Annotated in this window: 23 protein-coding genes; 1 reads left to right on the top strand and 22 read right to left on the bottom strand. The window is 50.3% G+C overall.

All coding sequences use genetic code 11. The annotated features are described in order from the left end of the window. The 17 genes from atpE (AC4PHM_RS13800) to rpmE form a co-directional block, all read right to left on the bottom strand. Nucleotides 1-261 (bottom strand): ATP synthase F0 subunit C, encoded by a 261-nt coding sequence (gene atpE / locus AC4PHM_RS13800; protein ID WP_291400306.1) that lies wholly within the window; start codon nt 259-261, stop codon nt 1-3. 50 nt (nt 262-311) lie between these two features. Further along, nucleotides 312-1,115: an ATP synthase F0 subunit C gene (gene atpE, locus AC4PHM_RS13795; protein WP_492018332.1), complete on the bottom strand. Its 804-nt coding sequence runs from the start codon at nt 1,113-1,115 to the stop codon at nt 312-314. Nucleotides 1,116-1,150: 35 nt separating this feature from the next. Beyond that, nucleotides 1,151-1,852: a F0F1 ATP synthase subunit A gene (gene atpB / locus AC4PHM_RS13790; RefSeq protein WP_492018331.1), complete on the bottom strand. Its 702-nt coding sequence runs from the start codon at nt 1,850-1,852 to the stop codon at nt 1,151-1,153. Nucleotides 1,853-1,854: 2 nt separating this feature from the next. Then, nucleotides 1,855-2,262: an ATP synthase subunit I gene (locus AC4PHM_RS13785; protein ID WP_492018330.1), complete on the bottom strand. Its 408-nt coding sequence runs from the start codon at nt 2,260-2,262 to the stop codon at nt 1,855-1,857. 5 nt (nt 2,263-2,267) lie between these two features. After that, nucleotides 2,268-2,507: an AtpZ/AtpI family protein gene (locus AC4PHM_RS13780; RefSeq protein ID WP_492018329.1), complete on the bottom strand. Its 240-nt coding sequence runs from the start codon at nt 2,505-2,507 to the stop codon at nt 2,268-2,270. A gap of 402 nt (nt 2,508-2,909) precedes the next feature. Then, nucleotides 2,910-4,046: a non-hydrolyzing UDP-N-acetylglucosamine 2-epimerase gene (gene wecB / locus AC4PHM_RS13775; RefSeq protein ID WP_492018328.1), complete on the bottom strand. Its 1,137-nt coding sequence runs from the start codon at nt 4,044-4,046 to the stop codon at nt 2,910-2,912. Further along, a complete protein-coding gene (locus AC4PHM_RS13770) occupies nt 4,034-5,086 on the bottom strand; it encodes a glycosyltransferase family 4 protein (RefSeq protein WP_492020520.1) in 1,053 nt (350 codons plus the stop codon). The genes wecB and AC4PHM_RS13770 overlap by 13 nt, the downstream gene beginning before the upstream one ends. Nucleotides 5,087-5,259: 173 nt before the next feature. Then, nucleotides 5,260-5,748, bottom strand: a complete 489-nt coding sequence (locus tag AC4PHM_RS13765) for a deoxycytidylate deaminase (RefSeq protein ID WP_492018327.1) — start codon at nt 5,746-5,748, stop codon at nt 5,260-5,262. A gap of 175 nt (nt 5,749-5,923) precedes the next feature. After that, a complete protein-coding gene (upp, locus tag AC4PHM_RS13760) occupies nt 5,924-6,553 on the bottom strand; it encodes a uracil phosphoribosyltransferase (protein ID WP_492018326.1) in 630 nt (209 codons plus the stop codon). Between the two features lie 88 nt (nt 6,554-6,641). Then, on the bottom strand, nt 6,642-7,091 hold the full coding sequence (rpiB, locus tag AC4PHM_RS13755; RefSeq protein WP_492018325.1) for a ribose 5-phosphate isomerase B: 450 nt from the start codon (nt 7,089-7,091) through the stop codon (nt 6,642-6,644). 86 nt (nt 7,092-7,177) lie between these two features. Next, entirely contained in the window at nt 7,178-8,290 is a 1,113-nt protein-coding gene (locus tag AC4PHM_RS13750) for an L-threonylcarbamoyladenylate synthase (protein ID WP_492018324.1), read from the bottom strand. Continuing rightward, the gene (mnmH, locus tag AC4PHM_RS13745) at nt 8,287-9,345 is read right to left on the bottom strand and encodes a tRNA 2-selenouridine(34) synthase MnmH (RefSeq protein WP_492018323.1); all 1,059 of its coding nucleotides are present in this window, start codon (nt 9,343-9,345) and stop codon (nt 8,287-8,289) included. The genes AC4PHM_RS13750 and mnmH overlap by 4 nt, the downstream gene beginning before the upstream one ends. Nucleotides 9,346-9,438: 93 nt before the next feature. Further along, nucleotides 9,439-10,509 (bottom strand): peptide chain release factor 1, encoded by a 1,071-nt coding sequence (gene prfA, locus AC4PHM_RS13740; RefSeq protein WP_492018322.1) that lies wholly within the window; start codon nt 10,507-10,509, stop codon nt 9,439-9,441. A 143-nt stretch (nt 10,510-10,652) separates the two neighbouring features. After that, a complete protein-coding gene (gene prmC / locus AC4PHM_RS13735) occupies nt 10,653-11,543 on the bottom strand; it encodes a peptide chain release factor N(5)-glutamine methyltransferase (RefSeq protein WP_492018321.1) in 891 nt (296 codons plus the stop codon). Next, nucleotides 11,527-12,468: a DUF1385 domain-containing protein gene (locus tag AC4PHM_RS13730; RefSeq protein ID WP_492018320.1), complete on the bottom strand. Its 942-nt coding sequence runs from the start codon at nt 12,466-12,468 to the stop codon at nt 11,527-11,529. The genes prmC and AC4PHM_RS13730 overlap by 17 nt, the downstream gene beginning before the upstream one ends. Further along, nucleotides 12,465-13,079: a thymidine kinase gene (locus AC4PHM_RS13725; RefSeq protein ID WP_492018319.1), complete on the bottom strand. Its 615-nt coding sequence runs from the start codon at nt 13,077-13,079 to the stop codon at nt 12,465-12,467. The genes AC4PHM_RS13730 and AC4PHM_RS13725 overlap by 4 nt, the downstream gene beginning before the upstream one ends. A gap of 73 nt (nt 13,080-13,152) precedes the next feature. Beyond that, entirely contained in the window at nt 13,153-13,350 is a 198-nt protein-coding gene (gene rpmE / locus AC4PHM_RS13720) for a 50S ribosomal protein L31 (RefSeq protein WP_291400333.1), read from the bottom strand. 189 nt (nt 13,351-13,539) lie between these two features. On the opposite strand from rpmE, the gene AC4PHM_RS13715 reads away from it, so the two are divergent. Further along, on the top strand, nt 13,540-15,306 hold the full coding sequence (locus AC4PHM_RS13715; protein ID WP_492018318.1) for a transglutaminase domain-containing protein: 1,767 nt from the start codon (nt 13,540-13,542) through the stop codon (nt 15,304-15,306). Nucleotides 15,307-15,386: 80 nt separating this feature from the next. Here AC4PHM_RS13715 and AC4PHM_RS13710 read toward each other — a convergent pair whose 3' ends face one another. The 5 genes from AC4PHM_RS13710 to AC4PHM_RS13690 form a co-directional block, all read right to left on the bottom strand. Further along, nucleotides 15,387-16,142: a M48 family metallopeptidase gene (locus tag AC4PHM_RS13710; protein ID WP_492018317.1), complete on the bottom strand. Its 756-nt coding sequence runs from the start codon at nt 16,140-16,142 to the stop codon at nt 15,387-15,389. A gap of 101 nt (nt 16,143-16,243) precedes the next feature. After that, nucleotides 16,244-17,059 carry a 3-keto-5-aminohexanoate cleavage enzyme gene (gene kce / locus AC4PHM_RS13705; protein WP_492018316.1) on the bottom strand — a complete coding sequence of 272 codons (816 nt, stop codon included), beginning with the start codon at nt 17,057-17,059 and terminating at the stop codon, nt 16,244-16,246. Between the two features lie 12 nt (nt 17,060-17,071). Continuing rightward, nucleotides 17,072-17,455: a 3-aminobutyryl-CoA ammonia lyase gene (kal, locus tag AC4PHM_RS13700; protein WP_492018315.1), complete on the bottom strand. Its 384-nt coding sequence runs from the start codon at nt 17,453-17,455 to the stop codon at nt 17,072-17,074. Nucleotides 17,456-17,611: 156 nt separating this feature from the next. Beyond that, a complete protein-coding gene (locus AC4PHM_RS13695; RefSeq protein ID WP_291400344.1) occupies nt 17,612-18,235 on the bottom strand; it encodes a V-type ATP synthase subunit D in 624 nt (207 codons plus the stop codon). A 12-nt stretch (nt 18,236-18,247) separates the two neighbouring features. Continuing rightward, complete coding sequence (locus tag AC4PHM_RS13690) at nt 18,248-19,621, bottom strand: V-type ATP synthase subunit B (RefSeq protein ID WP_492020518.1); 1,374 nt, start codon at nt 19,619-19,621, stop codon at nt 18,248-18,250. Between the last annotated feature and the right edge of the window lie 10 nt (nt 19,622-19,631).

Raw genomic sequence — 19,631 nt, 5'->3', positions numbered from 1 at the left:
CTAGATCAGTTTGATGAGCGGATTCGCAAAGAGAAGAATCAGAGCGATAATGAGACCATAGATACCTGTTGTCTCTGCGACAGCTGCGCCAAGGAGCATGGTTCTCGTAATGTCACCCTGTGCTTCCGGCTGACGACCGACGCTCTCTGCGCCTTTACCTGCTGCGTAGCCCTGGCCGATACCAGGTCCGATACCTGCGATCATTGCGAGACCCGCACCAATTGCAGAACATGCCAAGATAAGTTCTTTACCTGTAATCATGTGTTTTTTCCTCCTCTAGTCCTCAATTATGATTTTATAATGTCTCAGTCTTACACTAATGCAAGTAATGGATTTGCGAACATCAGGACAAGCGATATGATCAGTGCATAGATGCCTGTTGTTTGTGCAACAGCTTGTCCCAGCAGCATAGTTCTGATGATGAGCGCTTTGTGCTTTGGTCGTTTTCCAACCGCTTCCGCGCCCTTGCCGGCTGCATAGCCTTGTCCAATGCCAGGTCCAATGCCGGTGATCATGGAGATGCCTGCGCCAATGGCTGAGGCTGTCAGAACATAAATGCTGCCTTCCATAGTGACCATAGGATTGCCGTACATCAGAATCAGCGCAATGACCAGTGCCAGGATGCCGGAGGTCTGCGCAACCGCTTGACCCAGCAGCATGACCATGGTGATGTGCCGGTTGTTTCTCGGACTTCTGCCGACGGCCTCAGCCGCTTTGCCGGCTGCCATACCCTGACCGATACCGGGACCTATGCCCGCGATCATGGTTAGTCCGGCGCCAATGGCAGAGCCCATAATTATGAACGTGTCACCCTGCATTGTAATAAAAGGATTGCCAAACAACATAATCAAACCGATGACGAGCGCGAGGATACCACTGGTTTCAGCGACTGCCGCACCCAGAAGCATGATCATGGTGATCTGCTTGCTGTTCTTGAGGTTATCCCCGACCGCTTCTGCGGCTTTACCCGCTGCATAGCCCTGACCGACCCCCGGACCAATGCCGGCGATCATGGCAAAGCCTATACCTATAGCCGAGGCGCTCAGGATCAGTGCGTCTCGCTCAAAAGTCAGCAGCCAGTTTATGAAATCATATAACAGATTGGGTAGTTCCACTTTTTCACCTCATTTCTTGAACTGGTTCAATTGATTTAATCCATAGCCATGGAGACATAAACCATAGTCAGCATGGTGAAAATGAACGACTGCAGCAGCCCCGAGAAGAGGTCAAAATAAATGTGAAACACTGCGGGGACGCCAACTGCCAGAACCGGAATGTTCAGGCTGAGCAATGCAGATGAAAAACCGCCCAATGCGCCGTAGAGAAGACTCATGATTATCAAACCGCCGACGATGTTTCCGAAGAGACGGAATGACAATGAGATTGGCGTTGCCATTTCACCCAGCATGTTGATTGGGAACAACAGGAAAAACGGTTCAAAAAATCCTTTGACATACTTCCCGATGCCTTTTGACCTGATGCCGAAGCTGTGGATCATGAAAAATGTAATCAGTGCCAGCGCCAATGTGGTATTGATATCCGCTGTTGGCGGCCTTAGTCCAAGCAATCCAGCCAAGTTTGCCACAGCCAGAAAGATCATCAGCGTACCAATATACGGAGCGAACTTAATGTTCTTTTCCCCCATGGTCTGTTTGGTCAGATTGTTGATCAGCTTCACAATGGTTTCGACGACGATCTGACGTTTTCCTGGCACCATCTGTAAATTTCTGGTTCCCAGCCACGCCAACAAAATAATTCCTGCCATGATCCACCAGGTTACCGTCACTGTTTCTGTGACTTGAATGCCAAAGGGCAATTCTACAATCCGTGGTCCAAATCCTTCAGTACCCACTTCTATTCCTCCTTTCTTTTCGAAATGTTCATTGATTTTGAACTTGCTGATAACAACTGAGTCATATAAATGACCAGTTTTACGGTCAAAAGGCCTGCCACCGTACCCAGAACCTGAATCTGCTCAGAGAGGATGGAAACCAATATGGCGACCGCAACCAGTGAAAAACGGATGAAATAGTGAATTGTGGCATAAGACTGCGCCTTGGCAGGTGCCATGGCTATGGCTTTCCCAATAGTCGTGCCAAGTTGTCTGAAGTTCAGTATCCCCAGCGCCGTGCCGAAGAGAAGTCCCAAAAGATAGGGTGGAGCGCCGCTTCGAAAAAGAATCAAAAAAATGATGGCAAACACTGCTGAAAGCATCAAAGATCTCAGTGTCACTGCTTTCAGCAAGGCCTGGTGATTTTGCACTGGCGTCACTTCCTTTTGTTAGGGGGATGGTCTTTTGTCTTCCTCATGGCCAGCTTGAACAGCTCCATAAACGCCGTCATTGTACCAATCAATGTGAAAACAAGCAAAAAAATACCGTTGGTCCCCACCTTGTCATCCACGTAACGTCCCAACAAGACGCCGCCAAAGATCGGTGTGATCATCATGAGTGCGATCTGGGACAACAACGCGAGGTTCTCATACATTTTATAACTTGGCTTTGACATCTTAAATCCGCTCTCAATCTTCATTTAGGTGCAAGTAAGGCCATCCTAAGAATACCATATTTTTCACTGGATGTGGATAGAAAAGTAATTGTCCTTTTACCAATATATGTCATAATCCATCCGTATAAATGTTTTTTTATTTACAAAAAACCGATTTTTATTAATATTTTCGTTTATATTTTACAATGCTTTCACAACAAATTTTGTTAATGATTTAACACGTTTATAAACCCGAGTTTAATATTTAGTCAATCGATTGTACTCGAATACAAGCATACAGTTATTATACCATGAGGTTTGTGACCAATATGAAATTATTTAAATATTTTTAAAAATGATATTGTCAATAAAAAAACAGACCATCACCTTGGCCTGTTTTTATATTAATAACTCACAAATTTTCTAAATTCCGCTCATTTCGGGTCTCAGTGCCGCTTTGATTCGGTTTACAATGCGCTTGGAAGCCTGACCGTCCCCATAGGGATTGACCGCGTTCGCCATGGCCTGATAGGCCTCCGGCTGAGTCAGCAGTGCTTCACACATGGCTATGATCTCTTCCGCCTCGACACCTGCGAGTTTAACCGTGCCAGCCTCAACCGCTTCCGGTCTTTCAGTTTCTCGCCTGAGCACCAATACGGGCTTGCCAAGCGCAGGCGCTTCTTCTTGTATGCCGCCGGAGTCAGTCAGGATCAGCCAGGATTTAGACATTAGATGCGCGAAGGGTTCGTAATCCAACGGTTCAATTCTGTGAATGCGGCTGCTGCCTTCAAAATGCTCGGCGGCAATCTCTCTTACCGCAGGGTTTTTGTGCATTGGAAAAATCAGTTCCACTTCCGGGAAACGATCCACGACCTGACGGACGGCACTGAAAATGGCATGCATTGGCGCTCCCAGGTTTTCACGTCTGTGAGCGGTCAACAGAATCACTTTTTTGTTCTCATAATCAATCCCTTGAAGTTCCGGGACATCAAATGCGTAATCCGGTCGGATAACGCTGAGCAAGGCATCGATCACCGTATTGCCTGTTTTCAATATAGCCTTCTCGTCAATCCCTTCATTTATAAGGTTTTGGACATTTTGCACGGTCGGTGAGAAATGCAGATCCGCCAGACGTCCCGTCAAACAGCGGTTCATTTCTTCCGGAAAAGGCGAAAATTTGTCGAATGACCGGAGCCCCGCCTCGACGTGCCCAACGCGCACACCCTGATAATACGCCGCCAAAGCCGCCGAAAACGTCGTTGTCGTATCGCCGTGCACCAGGATCATTTCCGGGTTAAACGCCTTTATCACAGGCTCCAGGCCCTTCAAGACGCGACAGGTTATGTCAGACAGTCCCTGGCCTGCCTGCATGATGTCCAGATCATAATCCGGCACTATCTGAAACAATTCCAGCACCTGATCAAGCATCTCCCGATGCTGTGCTGTGACACAGACGCGGGCATCAAAAGCGCCATCCTGAGCCAGTGCTTTGACCACCGGTGCCATTTTGACAGCCTCCGGACGCGTCCCAAAGACTGATAATATTCTTATTCTTTCCACACATTTTCCTCGCTTTCTTCGACAGATAGCCTTTCCCTGCTGATCGACCGCCTGATTGGGATGAGAATGAGCAGCACTGCCGCAGCGAGCGCTACTGTCATGGAACCTATGGCGCCCTGAATCAGAAAGATGCCGGATAAACCAAGCAGCACACTGATAAAGTACATGGCGAGGACAACCGTCCTCTGATGGTATCCGAGCGACAGAAGTCTATGGTGCAAGTGACCTTTGTCCGCCTCCATGATTGGCCTGCCGCTCAAAAATCTCCTGAGTATTGCGAAGGTCGTATCAAAAATTGGTAAGCCCAGCGCAAGAATTGGCGCTGCGAAGACAAGAAAAGTAGCGCCTTTGATCGAACCGTCAATAGAGGTGGCCGCCAGCATAAAGCCCAGAAACAGAGAGCCCGTGTCCCCCATGAAAATCTTGGCAGGATTGAAATTGTAGGGCAAAAATCCAAGACAGCTTCCGACTATGAGCACCGTGACCAGAGCTGTCTCAACACGGCCGTTGACAATGGCGACGTACGCCAGTGAAGAAGCCGCAATAATTGAGATGCCTGCGGCAAGGCCATCCAGGCCGTCGATCAGGTTGACCGTATTGGTTATACCCACTATCCAGAAGATCGTGATTGGCAGGCTGAGCATCCCAACATAAATCATCTCCGACGCACCAAAATAATTCGTCAGGAAGTCAATTCTCGTACCACTGAAGAACAGGATCAGAGCAGCTGCAATCTGGGCCGCCAGTTTGAGCTTGGCAGAAATTGGCCTCATATCGTCGAACACACCTGTCACGACAATTATGAGCGATCCAGCCACCAGTCCCATTTCTTTTATGCCGGACATGGAATTGAACGCCAGGTAGGTTGCCATAAACGCAATAAAAATAGCCAGGCCGCCTAATCTGGGAATAGGCTTTGAATGCACCCTGCGTTCATCTTTGGGTACATCAATAGCCCCGACTGCATGGGCAACCCGGATTGCAACAGGGGTCATCAGATAACTGATCATGACCGACATAACAAATGGCAGAAACAACATAGTCAATAAAAACACCTCTTAAGGGAACGCCGTAGGATGCTGCAGGGCAGGCATTCAAATTCAGTCTCATTTTAACATGAAATGACTGACTTGCAATGAGATCCTTTACATTTGTAAATCTATTGTGACTAAGTCACCATACTCTTTCCGAACGCTTTAAAATCTGCGACTGTTCACGCGCCGCTTTCCAGGGAGTCATCCTTTTCCACCCATTCGCGCTCTACGTCCACTACCCTGAACCGGTCACGGTCATCACGGATCAAGACGCGGGCGATCCCGGCATTGATGACCAGGCGCTTGCACATGCTGCAGGATGTCGCATTCGCCACATAACCGCCGCCATTCATTTCAATGCCCACGAGGTAGAGGTCAGCCCCGATCATATCCCGCCTTGCCGCGGATATGATCGCATTCGCCTCCGCATGGACAGAACGGCATTTTTCATACATCTGTCCGCTTGGAATGCCCAGCCTGATGCGTTCGCAATACCCGAGCTCCGTGCAGTTGGATCTTCCTCGCGGCGCACCTGTATAACCCGTCGCAATAATCTCATCATTCTTGACAAGAATTGCACCGTAATTTCGCCTCAGACACGTTCCTCTGGCGAGGACAGTCTCGGCAATATCCAAATAATAATTAGTCTTGTCTCGTCTTGTCGCCATCAGGAGTTCCTCCTATAAATCCATCTCCAGGTGAACAAGCATTTTGGGCGCTGATTTCCAGCTCGGGAGTTTCCCGGTCCCAAACTTTGCCTGACTGCAATGGAAAAAAAGGACAGCAGTTGGATTTATGCAACGGACTGTCCTGCTTGAAAATCTAATTTTCAATAAGCTTTAATTATTTAGTGCCGAAGAGACGGTCGCCGGCATCACCAAGACCTGGAACAATGTAAGCATGGTCGTTGAGTTTTTCGTCGATAGCTGCGACATAAATATCGACATCCGGATGCTCGCTATGAACAGCCGCAATGCCTTCCGGGCAGGAAATAATTGAGATCAGCTTGATATTTCTCGCGCCGCGATTCTTGATGAAGCGAATGGCTGCACGCGCGGAGCCGCCTGTTGCCAGCATAGGATCCAGAACCAGAAGATCGCGCTCCGGCACATCTGAAGGCAGTTTGCAGTAATACTCAACCGGATTCAGAGTTTCAGGATCTCTGTAAAGTCCGACATGACCTACCTTTGCCGCAGGCAGCAGCGACAGGAAGCCATCCACCATGCCAAGACCCGCTCTGAGTATAGGGACAATTGCAAGCTTTCTTCCTGCGATCGCTTTGCCTTTCATGACACAAATTGGGGTTTCCACCTCAACGTCTTCAAGAGGAAGCTCTCTGGTGACTTCATAAGCCATGAGCATAGACACTTCTTTGACCAGTTCCCTGAACTCCTTGGCACCTGTGTTTTTATCCCGGATCAAAGTCAACTTGTGCTGAATCAGCGGATGGTTTAGTTCAAATACCTTATTCATTAAAACGCTCCTCTCAAATTGGGCAATTTCGCTATACATTGACGCAGCCACTTGCTGCCTTATTTACAAATTAAAAGCGCAGTGCCGCTTATTTGGAATATTTCGCCTCAATAGAGGTCAGCAGATCCACTCTGCGCTCGTGCCGACCACCTTCAAAAGGCGTCGAAATAAATGTCTCAACAATCTTAAGCGCCAGGCCTGCGCCCACGACGCGGCCGCCAAGACTGAGGATATTCGCGTTGTTGTGGCGTCTCGTCATTTCAGCGCTGTAGGTGTCTGCAACCACCGCCGCACGAATGCCCTTGACTTTGTTGGCTGCCATGGCAATACCCTGGCCCGTTCCGCAGACGACTATACCAAGATCTGCCGCACCGGAAACGACCGCTTCCGCAACCTTCTCCCCATAAAACGGATAATCAACCGACTCTGTGGAGTGGGTACCAAAATCCGTCACGTTTACGCCTTTTTCTTTCAGGTAATTCACAATTTCCTCTTTTAATTCAAACCCGCCATGGTCACTGCCAACAGCTATGTTCATGTTTGCCTCCCCTGAGCCTTTCATCACTTTTATGACAACACTTCGATTCTATCATACACTATTTTAGGACAATTTTTCTATGACTTTTAGACATGGACCACGCGATATGCTGCTGCCTTAATCAGCCTGTTCATGATGGCCTTCCCAAGTCCCCTGTCTTCAACGGTTTCGGAGAGCACCACATCGATTTTTTCAGAATCAAACGCTCTCAGTGTCTGAAACAAATTCTGCGCCACCTGATCCAGCCGGTCCAGGCTGCCAAGAGACAGGACTTCGCCGCTGCCTGAATAGATTTCGGCGCGCTCATCAAAAGTCATGATCCCAACCCGTCTGCCTGCCTGGGTATAGGCTAAAGCCTGCCTCAGAATCTCCGCTGCAACGGCTTCCGGGGCGCCCTCAAACAGAATAACTTCTGCGTCAGGTGAATAATGCGCATATTTCATGCCAGGGGACCGCGCCCTCTCTCCCTCAAGGATTTTCCTGTCTACCGCCTCGTCATACTTTCCACTGCCCGCAGCGCTGCGGATCATTTCAAGGGTGATCCCGCCCGGCCTGAGTATGACCGGCTCTTCCCCCGTGACGTCCACCACCGTGGACTCAAGACCTATTTCACTGAGCTCGCCGCACAGGATGCACGCCACTCTGCCTGACAAGTCCCTGATGACATCTTCACACCGAGTCGGACTTGGCTTTCCGGACAGATTCGCACTGGGCGCCGCCACGGGAACCCCGCTGAGCCGGATCAGACGCCTCGCAAGATCGTGGACCGGCATCCGCACCGCGACTGTGTCCAGTCCGCCGGTAACCTCTGACGGCACCTCTGGACGCTTCTTCATCACCAGTGTCAGCGGCCCCGGCCAAAAGGCTGTCATCAGCGTCTCCGCCAGGGGCGACACCTCGGCCACCAGCCCGTTCAGAGCGTCAAGGTCTGCAATGTGAACAATCAAAGGGTTGTCAGACGGTCGTCCTTTCGCCTCAAAAATTTTACGGATAGCCGATGGTTGCAGCGCATTCCCTCCCAGCCCATACACAGTTTCTGTGGGAAAGGCCACTGTTTCTCCATCTTGAAGGAGCTTCGCTGCGACAAGGAGCTCTGCGTCAGAAATGACCGCTGTCTCCAAACCCAGGATCAGAGTGTTGGAAGTTGTGGTACCATCGGCAAACAATGGGTCCTGAACGCTTTTATCCGGTTGCCTCACTTGTCCGTCACCGCCTGATGCTCATACCACCGGCGGATTTCCTGCACGGCGTCCTCAACGGATTCAACCCAGACTTTAAGATCATAGTCATACTGAACTGACGTGTATTCATATTTGGGATCATAATAACGCTCCATCAGTACTCTGGCTACCGGACCGTAATCATCTGCCCGAATCAAGGCCTCAAATTGGTCCACGGCTTCATTGCCGAGGTGCTTTCTGAAGTTGTCCATGACCGTCAGAAGCTCCGCCTTGGAACTCTCGTGGCGCGTGTACTCACTGACAATTTCCCGCTCTCTGAACCACATGGGGGCATCCACAAAGATGTGTCTGCCGCCGCGCATGCCGGCCAGCACTGCGTCGTCTATGTTGACACGGCCCAGACGCTTGCTCTCTGCCTCGACGAATACGTCACCGCTCCTCGATCCCTTCAGAGCCCGGTACAGACGATCTTCGAAGGTCTTCTGAGTCGGCTGGGGCTCCAGCCCGACGCGGCCGAGCATCGAACCTCTGTGATGGGCGAGTGCTTCTATGTCAATGACATCCAGCCCCTGGGCCTCCAGGCGGTTGAGGATCAGCGTCTTGCCTACGCCTGTATTTCCGTGAAGCACGATAAACCGCCGCGTTTGACTCAGTTCATGAAGTGCCTGAAGCATATATTGCCGATACGCTTTATAACCGCCTTCAATAACACAGACATTATGTCCAATAGCCCTCAGCAAACTGGCAAAACTTTGGGAGCGCATGCCGCCCCGGGCACAGAACATGGCGATAGGACGACCAGTCGCTTCAATGGACAGAAAATGCTCGTAAAGCTCCGGAAGCTGAGCAGATACCGCTTTTATGGCGCGACGTTTGGCTTCCAGCACACTCTGCTTTTTGTACGCCGTTCCTACCTCAGCCCTCAGCTCGTCTCCGAAAATAGGGAGGTTGATGGCCTCTCCTATAGTGCCTTCCCGGTACTCACCGGGCGATCTGACGTCAATCAGCTGCCACTGGTCCAGGGCGTGATCCCGACCCTCAATCTGGTCATAAGGAATCCACATTTCTCTCATTTTTTCACCCGCTTTCATGACTTACCGCAAAAATGCGACAGGCGGGTCATGGCTTTGCTTAAGTCGCCACCACCCGGCTGTCGCAGTTTCAATTTATTCTTCCATAGTTTTCATTGCTTCAGCCTGATAATGGGTAATCAGCGCATCCACCATTTCCTCTATTTCCCCTGCCATATAGGCGTCGATTTTATAAACGGTCATGCCTATGCGATGATCCGTAATCCGCCCCTGAGGGAAATTATAAGTCCTGATTTTCCCGCTTCGGTCACCCGTGCCAACCTGACTTTTGCGCTCCTCGGCAATTTCAGCGTTCTGCTTGGATAGCTCCGCTTCGTAAAGTCGCGCCTTCAAGATCTGAAGCGCCTTTTCCTTATTGGAGAGCTGGGACTTGCCGTCCTGGCAGGAGACGACCATACCGGTCGGCAAATGCGTCACCCTGACCGCCGAATCAGTCGTATTGACGCTCTGGCCGCCGTTGCCCGAAGACCGGAAAACGTCAATCCTGAGGTCATTCGGGTTGAGATCCACTTCGACGTCATCTACCTCAGGCAGTACAGCAACTGTTGCCGTAGAGGTATGAATACGGCCGGCGGACTCCGTCGCAGGCACGCGCTGGACCCTGTGGACGCCGCTTTCGTATTTGAGCTGCGAGTACGCACCTTTGCCCTTGATCATGACAGACGCTTCCCGAATGCCGCCAACGCCGCTTTCAGAGGTGTTCATCATTTCGACTTTCCAGCGCTTCTTCTCCGCGAAGCGAATGTACAGCCTTAAAAGCTCTGCTGCAAAAAGGCCCGCTTCATCTCCGCCTGCACCCGCGCGCACCTCCAGAATGACATTCTTCTCATCATTGGGATCCTTCGGAATCAAGAGCTTTCGCATCTCGGCTTCAATCTCGCCCAGCTCAACTTCCAGCTCTGAAATCTCCATTTTGGCGAGCTCCCTCAAATCCTCATCATTCTCTTCCATGAGGATGGTTTTGGCTTCCGCCATACTATTCTTAGCTGTTTTGTAAGCTCTGTATTTTTCGACGATAGGTGTAATCTCCGCGTGCTCTTTCATGTACCGCTGCCAGAGCCTCTGATCGTTGATGACCTCCGGGTCAGCCACCTTGGCCGACAAATCTTCATATTTTTCTTCCAAAAATTCGAGTTTATCAAACATGTTTCAAAAACCCTCTCCCAAAGTTTCTATGAACTTTGTAAAACTTTCCAATACCGGATCATTGGATGTCACCGGATATTTTCATTGAGTAGGCGCCCCTTACAAGGCGCGGATCACTGATAATTCAGAGATCCAAAGTCGATTTAAACGGCTTCCAGGCGCTTAACCGCTGTCACAACGCGGTCATTCCCCTGCAAATCCCGTAAGCATTCTACCTTTTCCCAGACCCCTGCGTCAAGCAAAAATTGTTTAACCGACGCCGCCTGGTCATGTCCAATCTCCATCACCAATCGACCACCACAGACCAGGGGCCCATGCGCCGTGACCGCAAGACGCCGATACGGCCCGAGTCCGTCCGGTCCGCCGTCCAGTGCCAGCCGCGGCTCGTGGACTCTGACCTCCACTTGCAGCGTTTCTATGACCTGGGTCGGGATATAGGGGGGATTGGAGACAATCAGCTCATAAGACGCCGCCTCTTCACCCGCAAGAAAGTCAAACATATCCGCCTCAATCAGCCTGACGCGCTGATCAAGACCCAGCCGTCTCACATTTTCCTCCGCCACGGCAAGTGCCTGGGGCGAAAGGTCGACCGCCGTCACTAGCGACGCTTCATTGTAATGCGCAATGGACAGCGCTATAGCGCCACTGCCGGTTCCGAGATCCGCCACCTTAAAGAAGTCTGCCGATGGTCGCGCCAGGCCCAACCCCTTCAAATGCGACAACGCCGTTTCAACCAGCAGCTCTGTATCCGGCCGCGGAATCAGCACCCCAGGTCTCACCAGAAAATCGAGCCCCATAAACCCCGCATGACCAAGCAAATATTGAAGTGGCTCACCTGCTGTTCTTCTGGCGACCAAAGCCTCAAACGCCCGAAACAATGGCTCTTCAAGAGTCGTTTGACTCTCCATGAACAGTTTTAAACGATCCCAGCCCAGCAGATGACACAGCAGGTCTTCCGCTTCCCGAATGCCATTGTCTGTTACGGATGAAAGTGCTGATCTTGCATTTTCAAGGACGCTATGAACTGAGGACATTCGCCTCAGCTCCTTCTATTTCAAGCACTTTGTGGAGTGCCGCAAGCGCGACCTCAAGCTGACGGTCATCCGGCTCTTTGGTAGTCAGTTTTTGCATCATAAGACCCGGATAGCTGACTGCCCTCACCAGAACGCTGTCACTCTTGCCCGCCCATTTTATAATTTCATAGGAAATCCCCGCGATGACAGGCAGTAAAAGTACCTTAAGCACAATGCGCATGAGGAGGTTCGACCAGCTGATGAACGAAAAGACAATAATACTGACGACGAGCACGATAAATAGAAAACTGGTGCCGCAGCGCGGGTGCAAGGTCGTAAACATTCTTGCATGTTCCACGTCCAGTGGCTGACCGCTTTCCAGGCAGCTGATCGATTTATGCTCCGCACCGTGGTACTGGAATACCCGCTTGATGTCGCGCATCTGTGAAATCAACGAAAGATAGGCAATAAACACGCCAATCTTGATGAGGCCTTCCGCAACCGTCATAACTGTGGTGCTCTCAAGAAAGCCCCCCAAGAACCTTGCCGTCAGCGTTGGAATGGCGGCAAACAGAACAAAAGCCATGACAAAAGCGAAAATCATGGAGATCCCGACAATGATGTTGTCTGCTTTGTCTCCAAATTTATCCATAATCCAGCGGTCAAATTTACTCGGCTCATAGCTTTCATCCGCTTCAGAAAAAACCTCAGCAGAATAGGTCAACGCTTTCACGCCGACAACCATTGAAGAAATCAAGCCAAAAAATCCCCTTAGAACTGGTATCTTTCCAATTTTTTGCATCCACGGTCTTGTTTTTAGAGCTTCAACTTTCACATCTATTTGGCCATCCGGTCTCCGAACAGCAATGGCAATTGTTTTGCGGCCTCTCATCATAACGCCTTCAATCAAGGCTTGGCCGCCAATTGCCGTGTAGTTCTTTTTCATAATGACGCCTCACTTCTTTGATGCTCATAGGCATCCCGAAGTCCAAAATAGCATTTTGGACAAAGTGACTGATACTCGACTTGATCCAAGCCGTCAATGGCGACCTGTTCACCTTCGAAAACAAATCTGCCATTAATTTTTCTTCCATTTAATAACGCTTTTTTCCCACAGGTACAAATGGTCTTGAGTTCTTCGATGCTGTGAGCCAGGAGCAGCAGTCGCCCGCTGCCTTCAAACCCCTCCATTCTGAAGTCGGTTCTTAGGCCATAGCAGATCACGGGAATTTCACCTTTGACCGCTATTTCAAAGAGATCATCCACCTGCGCTTTTTTGAAAAACTGAACTTCATCCGCCAGGATGCAGTCGACTCTGCCGTGATGTTCCATCCAGCCTTCGACTTCGTTTAACACGGAAGCTTCCGGCGGGATCCAAAGATCGACTTCTCTCGAAAATCCAAGCCTTGACACAACAGTATTCGCGCCTTTTATATCTGTCCTTGGCTTAAGGATCATGACCCTCATGCCACGTTCTTCGTAGTTGTAGGCGACCTGAAGCAAGTTGGTGGACTTGCCGCAGTTCATGGCGCCGTATCTGAAATACAGTTTGCTCATGCTCTGTTAGAAACCTCCCGAATAGTAAAACAGGTTAGAGATTTCCATCTCTAACCCAATTACTGAAGTGATTCTATAAGCCATATTTCTGCTTGAATTTGTCTGCTCTACCGCCGCGCTCAACTTGCTTCTGCGTACCGGTATAATAAGGATGACACTCTGAACAAACTTCGACATGGATTGCCTTGTTAGTCGACTTTGTCTTGAAAGTGTTTCCGCATGCGCACTTCACTTCAACTTCATTGTAGTTAGGATGAATGCCCTCTTTCACCTACGTTCACCTCTTTCCGATTAGTACTGAGTTCACTTTATAAATAATATGAGATTGGTAGCGTTCTGTCAAGCCATTAAATTATAGCACAAGGTCTTTCCTGATGCAAGTCCGCGTGATATAGTTATCCTGTATTGAATTTTCAAATTGAACACTTGGGGGGTGCCTGCGATTCAGCACATTCAAGCTATGAAAAAACTGCTATGCGCATTGTTGATTTCAGTGATTGCCTTGGCGCCACTGGCCGAAGCCGCAGGCAGCTTTTCTTTCGGAAACAGCGCAATCAGGGAGATCTCAATCTATCTGAATGAAAGAAAACTCGAATTTAAAACCATGCCTGTTGTCCGGGGTGGGATCGTCTACGTGCCGGTCATTGAGCTCGCCTCTGAGCTTAGGCTGTATTATCAGCGTCATGACGAACAGGATGCTGTCCTCTATAAGAATAACCTGTTCATTAAAATTGTCAAAGACAGCGAGACCGCCTACATCAATGGCGCTCCAATCTCTTTACAAGGGGCTGTCTTTGAAGAAGACAATCGGTTGTACCTCCCTGTGAGTCTGATCGCCGCTGCACTGGACTTCCAGGACAGCTGGGATCCGTCGACCGGCACTTATACTATGTTGTCCGGCGAGGCAGGATACAAATTCACCTTCTTCAAAGATTCCTTTTATAAGAAAATTTTTGTAGATGCCCACGGTGTCAACATCTCGGTCCCGCTTCACTGGGAACGCCTCACAACAGAGCGCCAAAGCTTTGGTTTTATCGACAGTTATGAGCAGTTCAGCGTCGAAATCATGGCGGAACGGCAAGGGCCGGGCGCCAGCCTTGAAGACTGGCAGGAAAAGGTCCTTGAGGATGTCGAAGAAAACCGGTCGAGTCTCGCGGGCACCATAGGAATCGATACTATGACCACCACGAGGATCGACTCACATTCTCTTGAATATAACGTCCGTCAAGGGCCCGAAATCCTTCACAACGTCAACTATGTCTTCTTGCAGGAGAATATTGGCTATAATCTTCATTTCGCCTATAATGATTACATTGATCCGGTCTACGCCAAAAGCATTATTCGAAATGTCGCTGAAAGCTTTCAGGTCGATATGCTGACCATTCGGGAGTCTGAGGAGCATTATGTCGAATACAAGAATTTCTTTGAGTACGGCATCACACTGGATCACGAGCTCTTTTCAAACCAACTCGCTTTTAACTCACAGCGCTTTGAAGGTACACTTCTTAACCCTGACGGGGTTGAGCAATTTCTGATCACCGTATCAAGGGGAACCGACAAACTCGAATTTGTCGTACCTGTTCAAGGCGGAAAATTCAGCACCAGGATTTACCTGCCGTTTGGTCTTGGCAAACACAATGTTCTGATTGAGACACTGGATAAAAATGGATTAATTTTTGACGCAAAACGGGATCTCAACTTTGAGCCGCGAATCAATTACCACCGCAATAATGTCATGCAGTTCAGCCTGATCAACACAAGCAGTGATAAGATCCGCTATTTGGTACCTACTGTCAGAATCCCTGCTGATGACGAGCAAATTTCAAGCGTCTCCAATTTGCTGAGTTATAAGGAAGTCACACAGTACGGAAAAGCCAGGGCTTTGTACCTTTGGATCATCGAAACCATTGAGCTGGATGACTCAAATGAGCCATACAAAAGATCTGCGCTAGAGGTATTTGACAATGAAATTGGCACCGAAGAGGAGATTGGACTTCTTTACGCCTCCTTTTTAAGGGCTATAGGAATCCCTGCCAGAATGGCGACCGGCGAGAGCTCGACTCATCGACACCTCTGGGTGGAGGTTTTCATCAACGGCGAATGGCGTGTGATGGATATTGGCCATGAGTATGCCGTCACATCCTCAAGCCTCCCACTAACATATTTCTGGCTGGATCGAGCCACCTACTATGCAGATTATAAAAATATCACTTCTTTAAATGAATAAAAATAATTAGATAATTGAGGAAGCAGCGCAATAAAAGTCAGAACATTGACTTTCCGCGCTGCTTCCTCTTTTTGTTTCCATTAAACCGGCCATTCCAAAAGAGCTGAATTCTTTTTCAACCAGGTTTGCGCGTCCCTGTACTCCGGCATCGCGTTTTCCACGACTGAATAGAACGCCTTTGAATGATTGAGATGAGCCAGATGCGCCAGCTCGTGAACGACGATATAATCCGCGATAAATTGAGGCGCCAAAAGGATGCGCCAACAGAAATTGAGGCTCCCCCTGCTGCTGCAGCTTCCGTAACGGGTCTTGGCGCGACTGATTTTGACAGCACTCGGCCAAAGGGACATACGTTGCCCGTAATGATGAACGCGCTTCGCGAACCAGGTCCTGGAAAATGCTATCAACGCCTCTTCCACCGCCTTAGCGGCTTGCTGTTCGTAGGTCGCAGATGGTGTTTCATTCAAATTTGGCACTGAATAAATGCGGATTACCAGCCTCTGCTCATCCACGACCGCCTTCAGATTGTGCCCCGACTTGATCGCGTTCTTTTCCACTCTAAAGGGCAATTCTGCGAACGTTATGAGCTCGCCCTCAGAAAATTGGTATCTCGGCATCCGCGCCGTATAGGAGACCACCCTGTCAAGATAGTGCCCGATTTCCACTCTCCGCCGCTCAAGGAATTCCTCAAGCGTCTTCAGAGAGGCTTTCTGCGGGATAGAGGCGACCAATTCGCCTGATTTTCGGATCTTGAGTCGGTAATCCTTGCGGCGTTCGCGCTTGACGGCAATCTCATAAGGTTTGCCATTGTGATGAAAGTGGATGCTGGTGACCATCGGCATAAGCCTCCTTTCCTTGGGGCATAGTCCTCAAGGGTTTCAGTCGTGATAAAAGCAGCCCGTCAATGCGCCGGGCTGCTTCTTGGTTTTCGTGAAAACTATTTCGCAATACCGAGGATGCGTCTGGCTTCATCCGGCGTCGCGACTTCCCTGCCAAGCTCCGCGGCCAGTCTGGCGACCCTTGCGACGAGCTGGGCGTTGGAATCCGCTTTGACACCCTTGCTGTAGTAAACGTTGTCTTCAAAGCCAACGCGGACGTGGCCGCCCATAATGATGGCCATGGCAGCGAGCGGTGTCTCAAAGCGGCCTATGCCTGCAACGGTCCAGGTCGCATCTGACGGGATCTGATGCACCATGTACATAAGGTCCTCCGGATTCCCCGGACAAGCGCCCGGTACACCCAGGACAAAGTCAAAATGCAGCGGCGCGCTGATTAGACCTTTCTTGACGAGGCCCTTTGCCGTGTCGATCATACCGCGCTCGAACACTTCAATTTCAGGCTTGACACCCATTTCCTGCATACGTCTCGCGAAAATCTCGATATTCTCCTGGGTATTCATGAATACTTCATCCCCAAAGTTGCAGGTACCGCAGCTGAGGGTCGCCATTTCGGGCGCCAGCTCGACCGGCTGCAGCCTCTGTTCAGGCGTATGCCAGGTCGCACCGCCTGTAGAAGGCTGGACAATAATGTTACACTTGGCGCTGATTTTTTCTATGATTTCTTTGTAAACGTCTCCGGACTGCGTCGGATTGCCCTCTGCGTCCCGCGCGTGCACGTGGACTATGGACGCGCCGACTTTCCAGCACTCATAGGCCGCTTCAGCGATTTCATCCGGCGTCACAGGAAGAGATGGCTGAATTTCCTTGGTTACCTCTGCACCGGTCAGCGCAGCGGTAATGATCAATTTTTCCATTCAGGCCACCTCCTATTTGCGCTGCTTGTCTTTTGGAACCACGCAGGTGCCTGTCGCACGACAGACCACAACCGGTTCTTCAAGAACGTCACAGGCAGAATCGTTGATGTCCGGTCTTGGAATGATAACTTTTCTGGCCTCGAAGACCATTTTCCTGGAGGAGTTGCCGACTTTGACGATCTCGCCGACGGCTTCTATGTAATCCCCTGCATAGACAGGCGCCAGAAATTCTACAGACTCATAGCCCGCAAAAAGTCCTTCGTCCCCGTCTTGACGGATGAGAAGCTCGGTAGCGACATCCCCAAATAAATTGAGCATTTTTGCGCCGTCAACCAAGTTGCCGCCGTAATGTGCGTCGTGCATGCTCATTCTGATTCTGATCATTGCTTTTGACATGTGATAACCTCCAAAGGTTAACCCGACCCTGTTCTTGCACCCAAGGCTATTATATCCTTTCAGTGGCAAAAAGAAAATGAGGGAATGCAAAACTCTTTGGGAAATACAAATGCAAAGCGGGCGGTAGTAACTATGCGTTACCCTCCGCCCGCTGATTTACATTTTTTTCGAAGCGTTTTTCTTAACCTTCTTGAGCCGGAAAAAATCCTCCCGCTCTTTCTCTTCGAGGGTCTCCGAAATAGCCTTGACCAAGGCCCTGTACCTCGGTATTTGAATGCGGTCCAGAGCGTTGGTTCGCTTTTGTGTCTTCTTGATTTCCATGGCCAGCTTATAAATGGAGGTTTCGATCTCCGCCAGCTCGTACAGCTTTCGGCGCAGATCGTTATAAGCCTCTACGGCGTTGTCCAGGGCAGAGTTCGTCCTGAAGACGCCATAGCTGGGGTCAATGGGCTGGGGTACGTTGCGGACCATCGGCAGCTCCACGCCCATGACGCTGCGGCTGAGCAGCTCAAATTCCTCATCCTTGGGAATGGAAATGGAAATCTCTTCTATGGTCTGGGTCCCCAGCAGCATATTAGAAATTTTAAGCGCTTCGGAAGCTTCCTCAAATCGATTCTGGATCTCAATCTGAACCTGGTTGGCCCGGTTCATCATCCCCATCATATCCCGGATCAGAACGTTCCGCTTCCGGTCCAAAAGCTCGTAGCCCCGGATAGAAAAGGCGAGCATGCTTTTTGCTCGGATCAGATTGGCTTTGGTCGGCGCTATGTTGCTATACATCCCGCACCCCTCCTAACCTCTGTAGAACGCGTCGATAATATCTGTACTGAGGCGGTCGAGTTCAGTCCTAGGAAGGATACTGAGCACTTCCCAGGCAATGTCCAGGCTCTTGTTGATGTCGCGGCTTTCGTCGAGATGCTGCCGCACAAACTGACTCTCAAAGGCGCGGCCAAAGGCCATATAGCGCTGATCTGTCTCCGTAAGGTCGCTTTCACCTATAATCTGAGCCAGTGAGCGGATGTCCTGTACCTTTGAGTAGCAAGAAAACAGCTGGTTGGCAACATCCGGATGCTCTTTCGTCGTGTAGCCCTCGCCAATGCCGTCTTTCATGAGGCGCGACAGACTCGGCAGGACGTTGATAGGCGGATAGACATTGTCTTGGTGCAGCTCACGGCTGAGAACAATCTGGCCTTCTGTGATATAGCCCGTCAGGTCCGGAATAGGATGGCTGATGTCATCATTTGGCATTGTCAGAATAGGCAGGAAGGTAATGGAGCCTTCCCGGCTGTGGAGCATGCCCGCCCGCTCGTACAGTGAAGCAAGGTCAGAGTAGAGATAGCCGGGGTAGCCTTTTCTTGAAGGCACTTCCTCCCGGGCCGAAGACACCTCACGGAGGGCTTCGCAGTAGGAGGTCAGGTCGGTCATAACGACCAGGACATGATAGCCCAGCTCAAAGGCCAGGTATTCCGCTGTCGTCAAGGCACACCTTGGCGTGCTGACACGTTCGACTATTGGGTCATCCGCCAGGTTGACAAACATGACGACCTTATCAATAGCGCCCGAGTCCTCGAAGCTTCGCCTGAAGTAATCCGCGTCATCGTGCTTGACACCGATGGCTGTGAACACCACAGCGAACTTGTCACTCGATGTGCCGCTAAGCTTAGCCTGTCGGACAATCTGGGCGGCGAGTTCATTATGAGGCAGACCGTTGCCTGAAAAGATAGGCAGCTTTTGCCCGCGGATCAGCGTGATCAGCGTATCAATGGAGGAAACGCCGGTTTCAATGTAGTCTCTTGGATATTTTCTGGCTACGGGATTGATCGGTCTGCCGTTGATGTTGTAGCGCAGATTGCCGTAAATTGGACCTCCGCCGTCAATCGGCCGCCCTATGCCGTCAAAGGAGCGCCCCAAAATATCCGGTGACATGACCAGCTCAAAAGGTCTGCCGGTAAAGCGCACCGAGGCATTGGTGGCGGAGAGACCAGAGGTGCCTTCAAACACCTGAGCGACTACGGTCTTATCCTCAAGGCGGATCACCTTGCCCAGCCTGTCCTTGTCGCCCGTAACGCGAATCTTGATTATCTCACCGTAAGAAGCATTTTCAACGCCCGAAAGGACCATCAGCGGACCTTCGAGCATGTCTATTTTCAGATACTCTTTTGCGATTTCCACGCTG

This window comes from Acidaminobacter sp. QWL-03 (assembly GCF_058683855.1).
The sequence above is the reverse complement of the archived record's forward strand: the minus strand, read 5'-3'. Positions and strand labels throughout refer to the sequence as shown.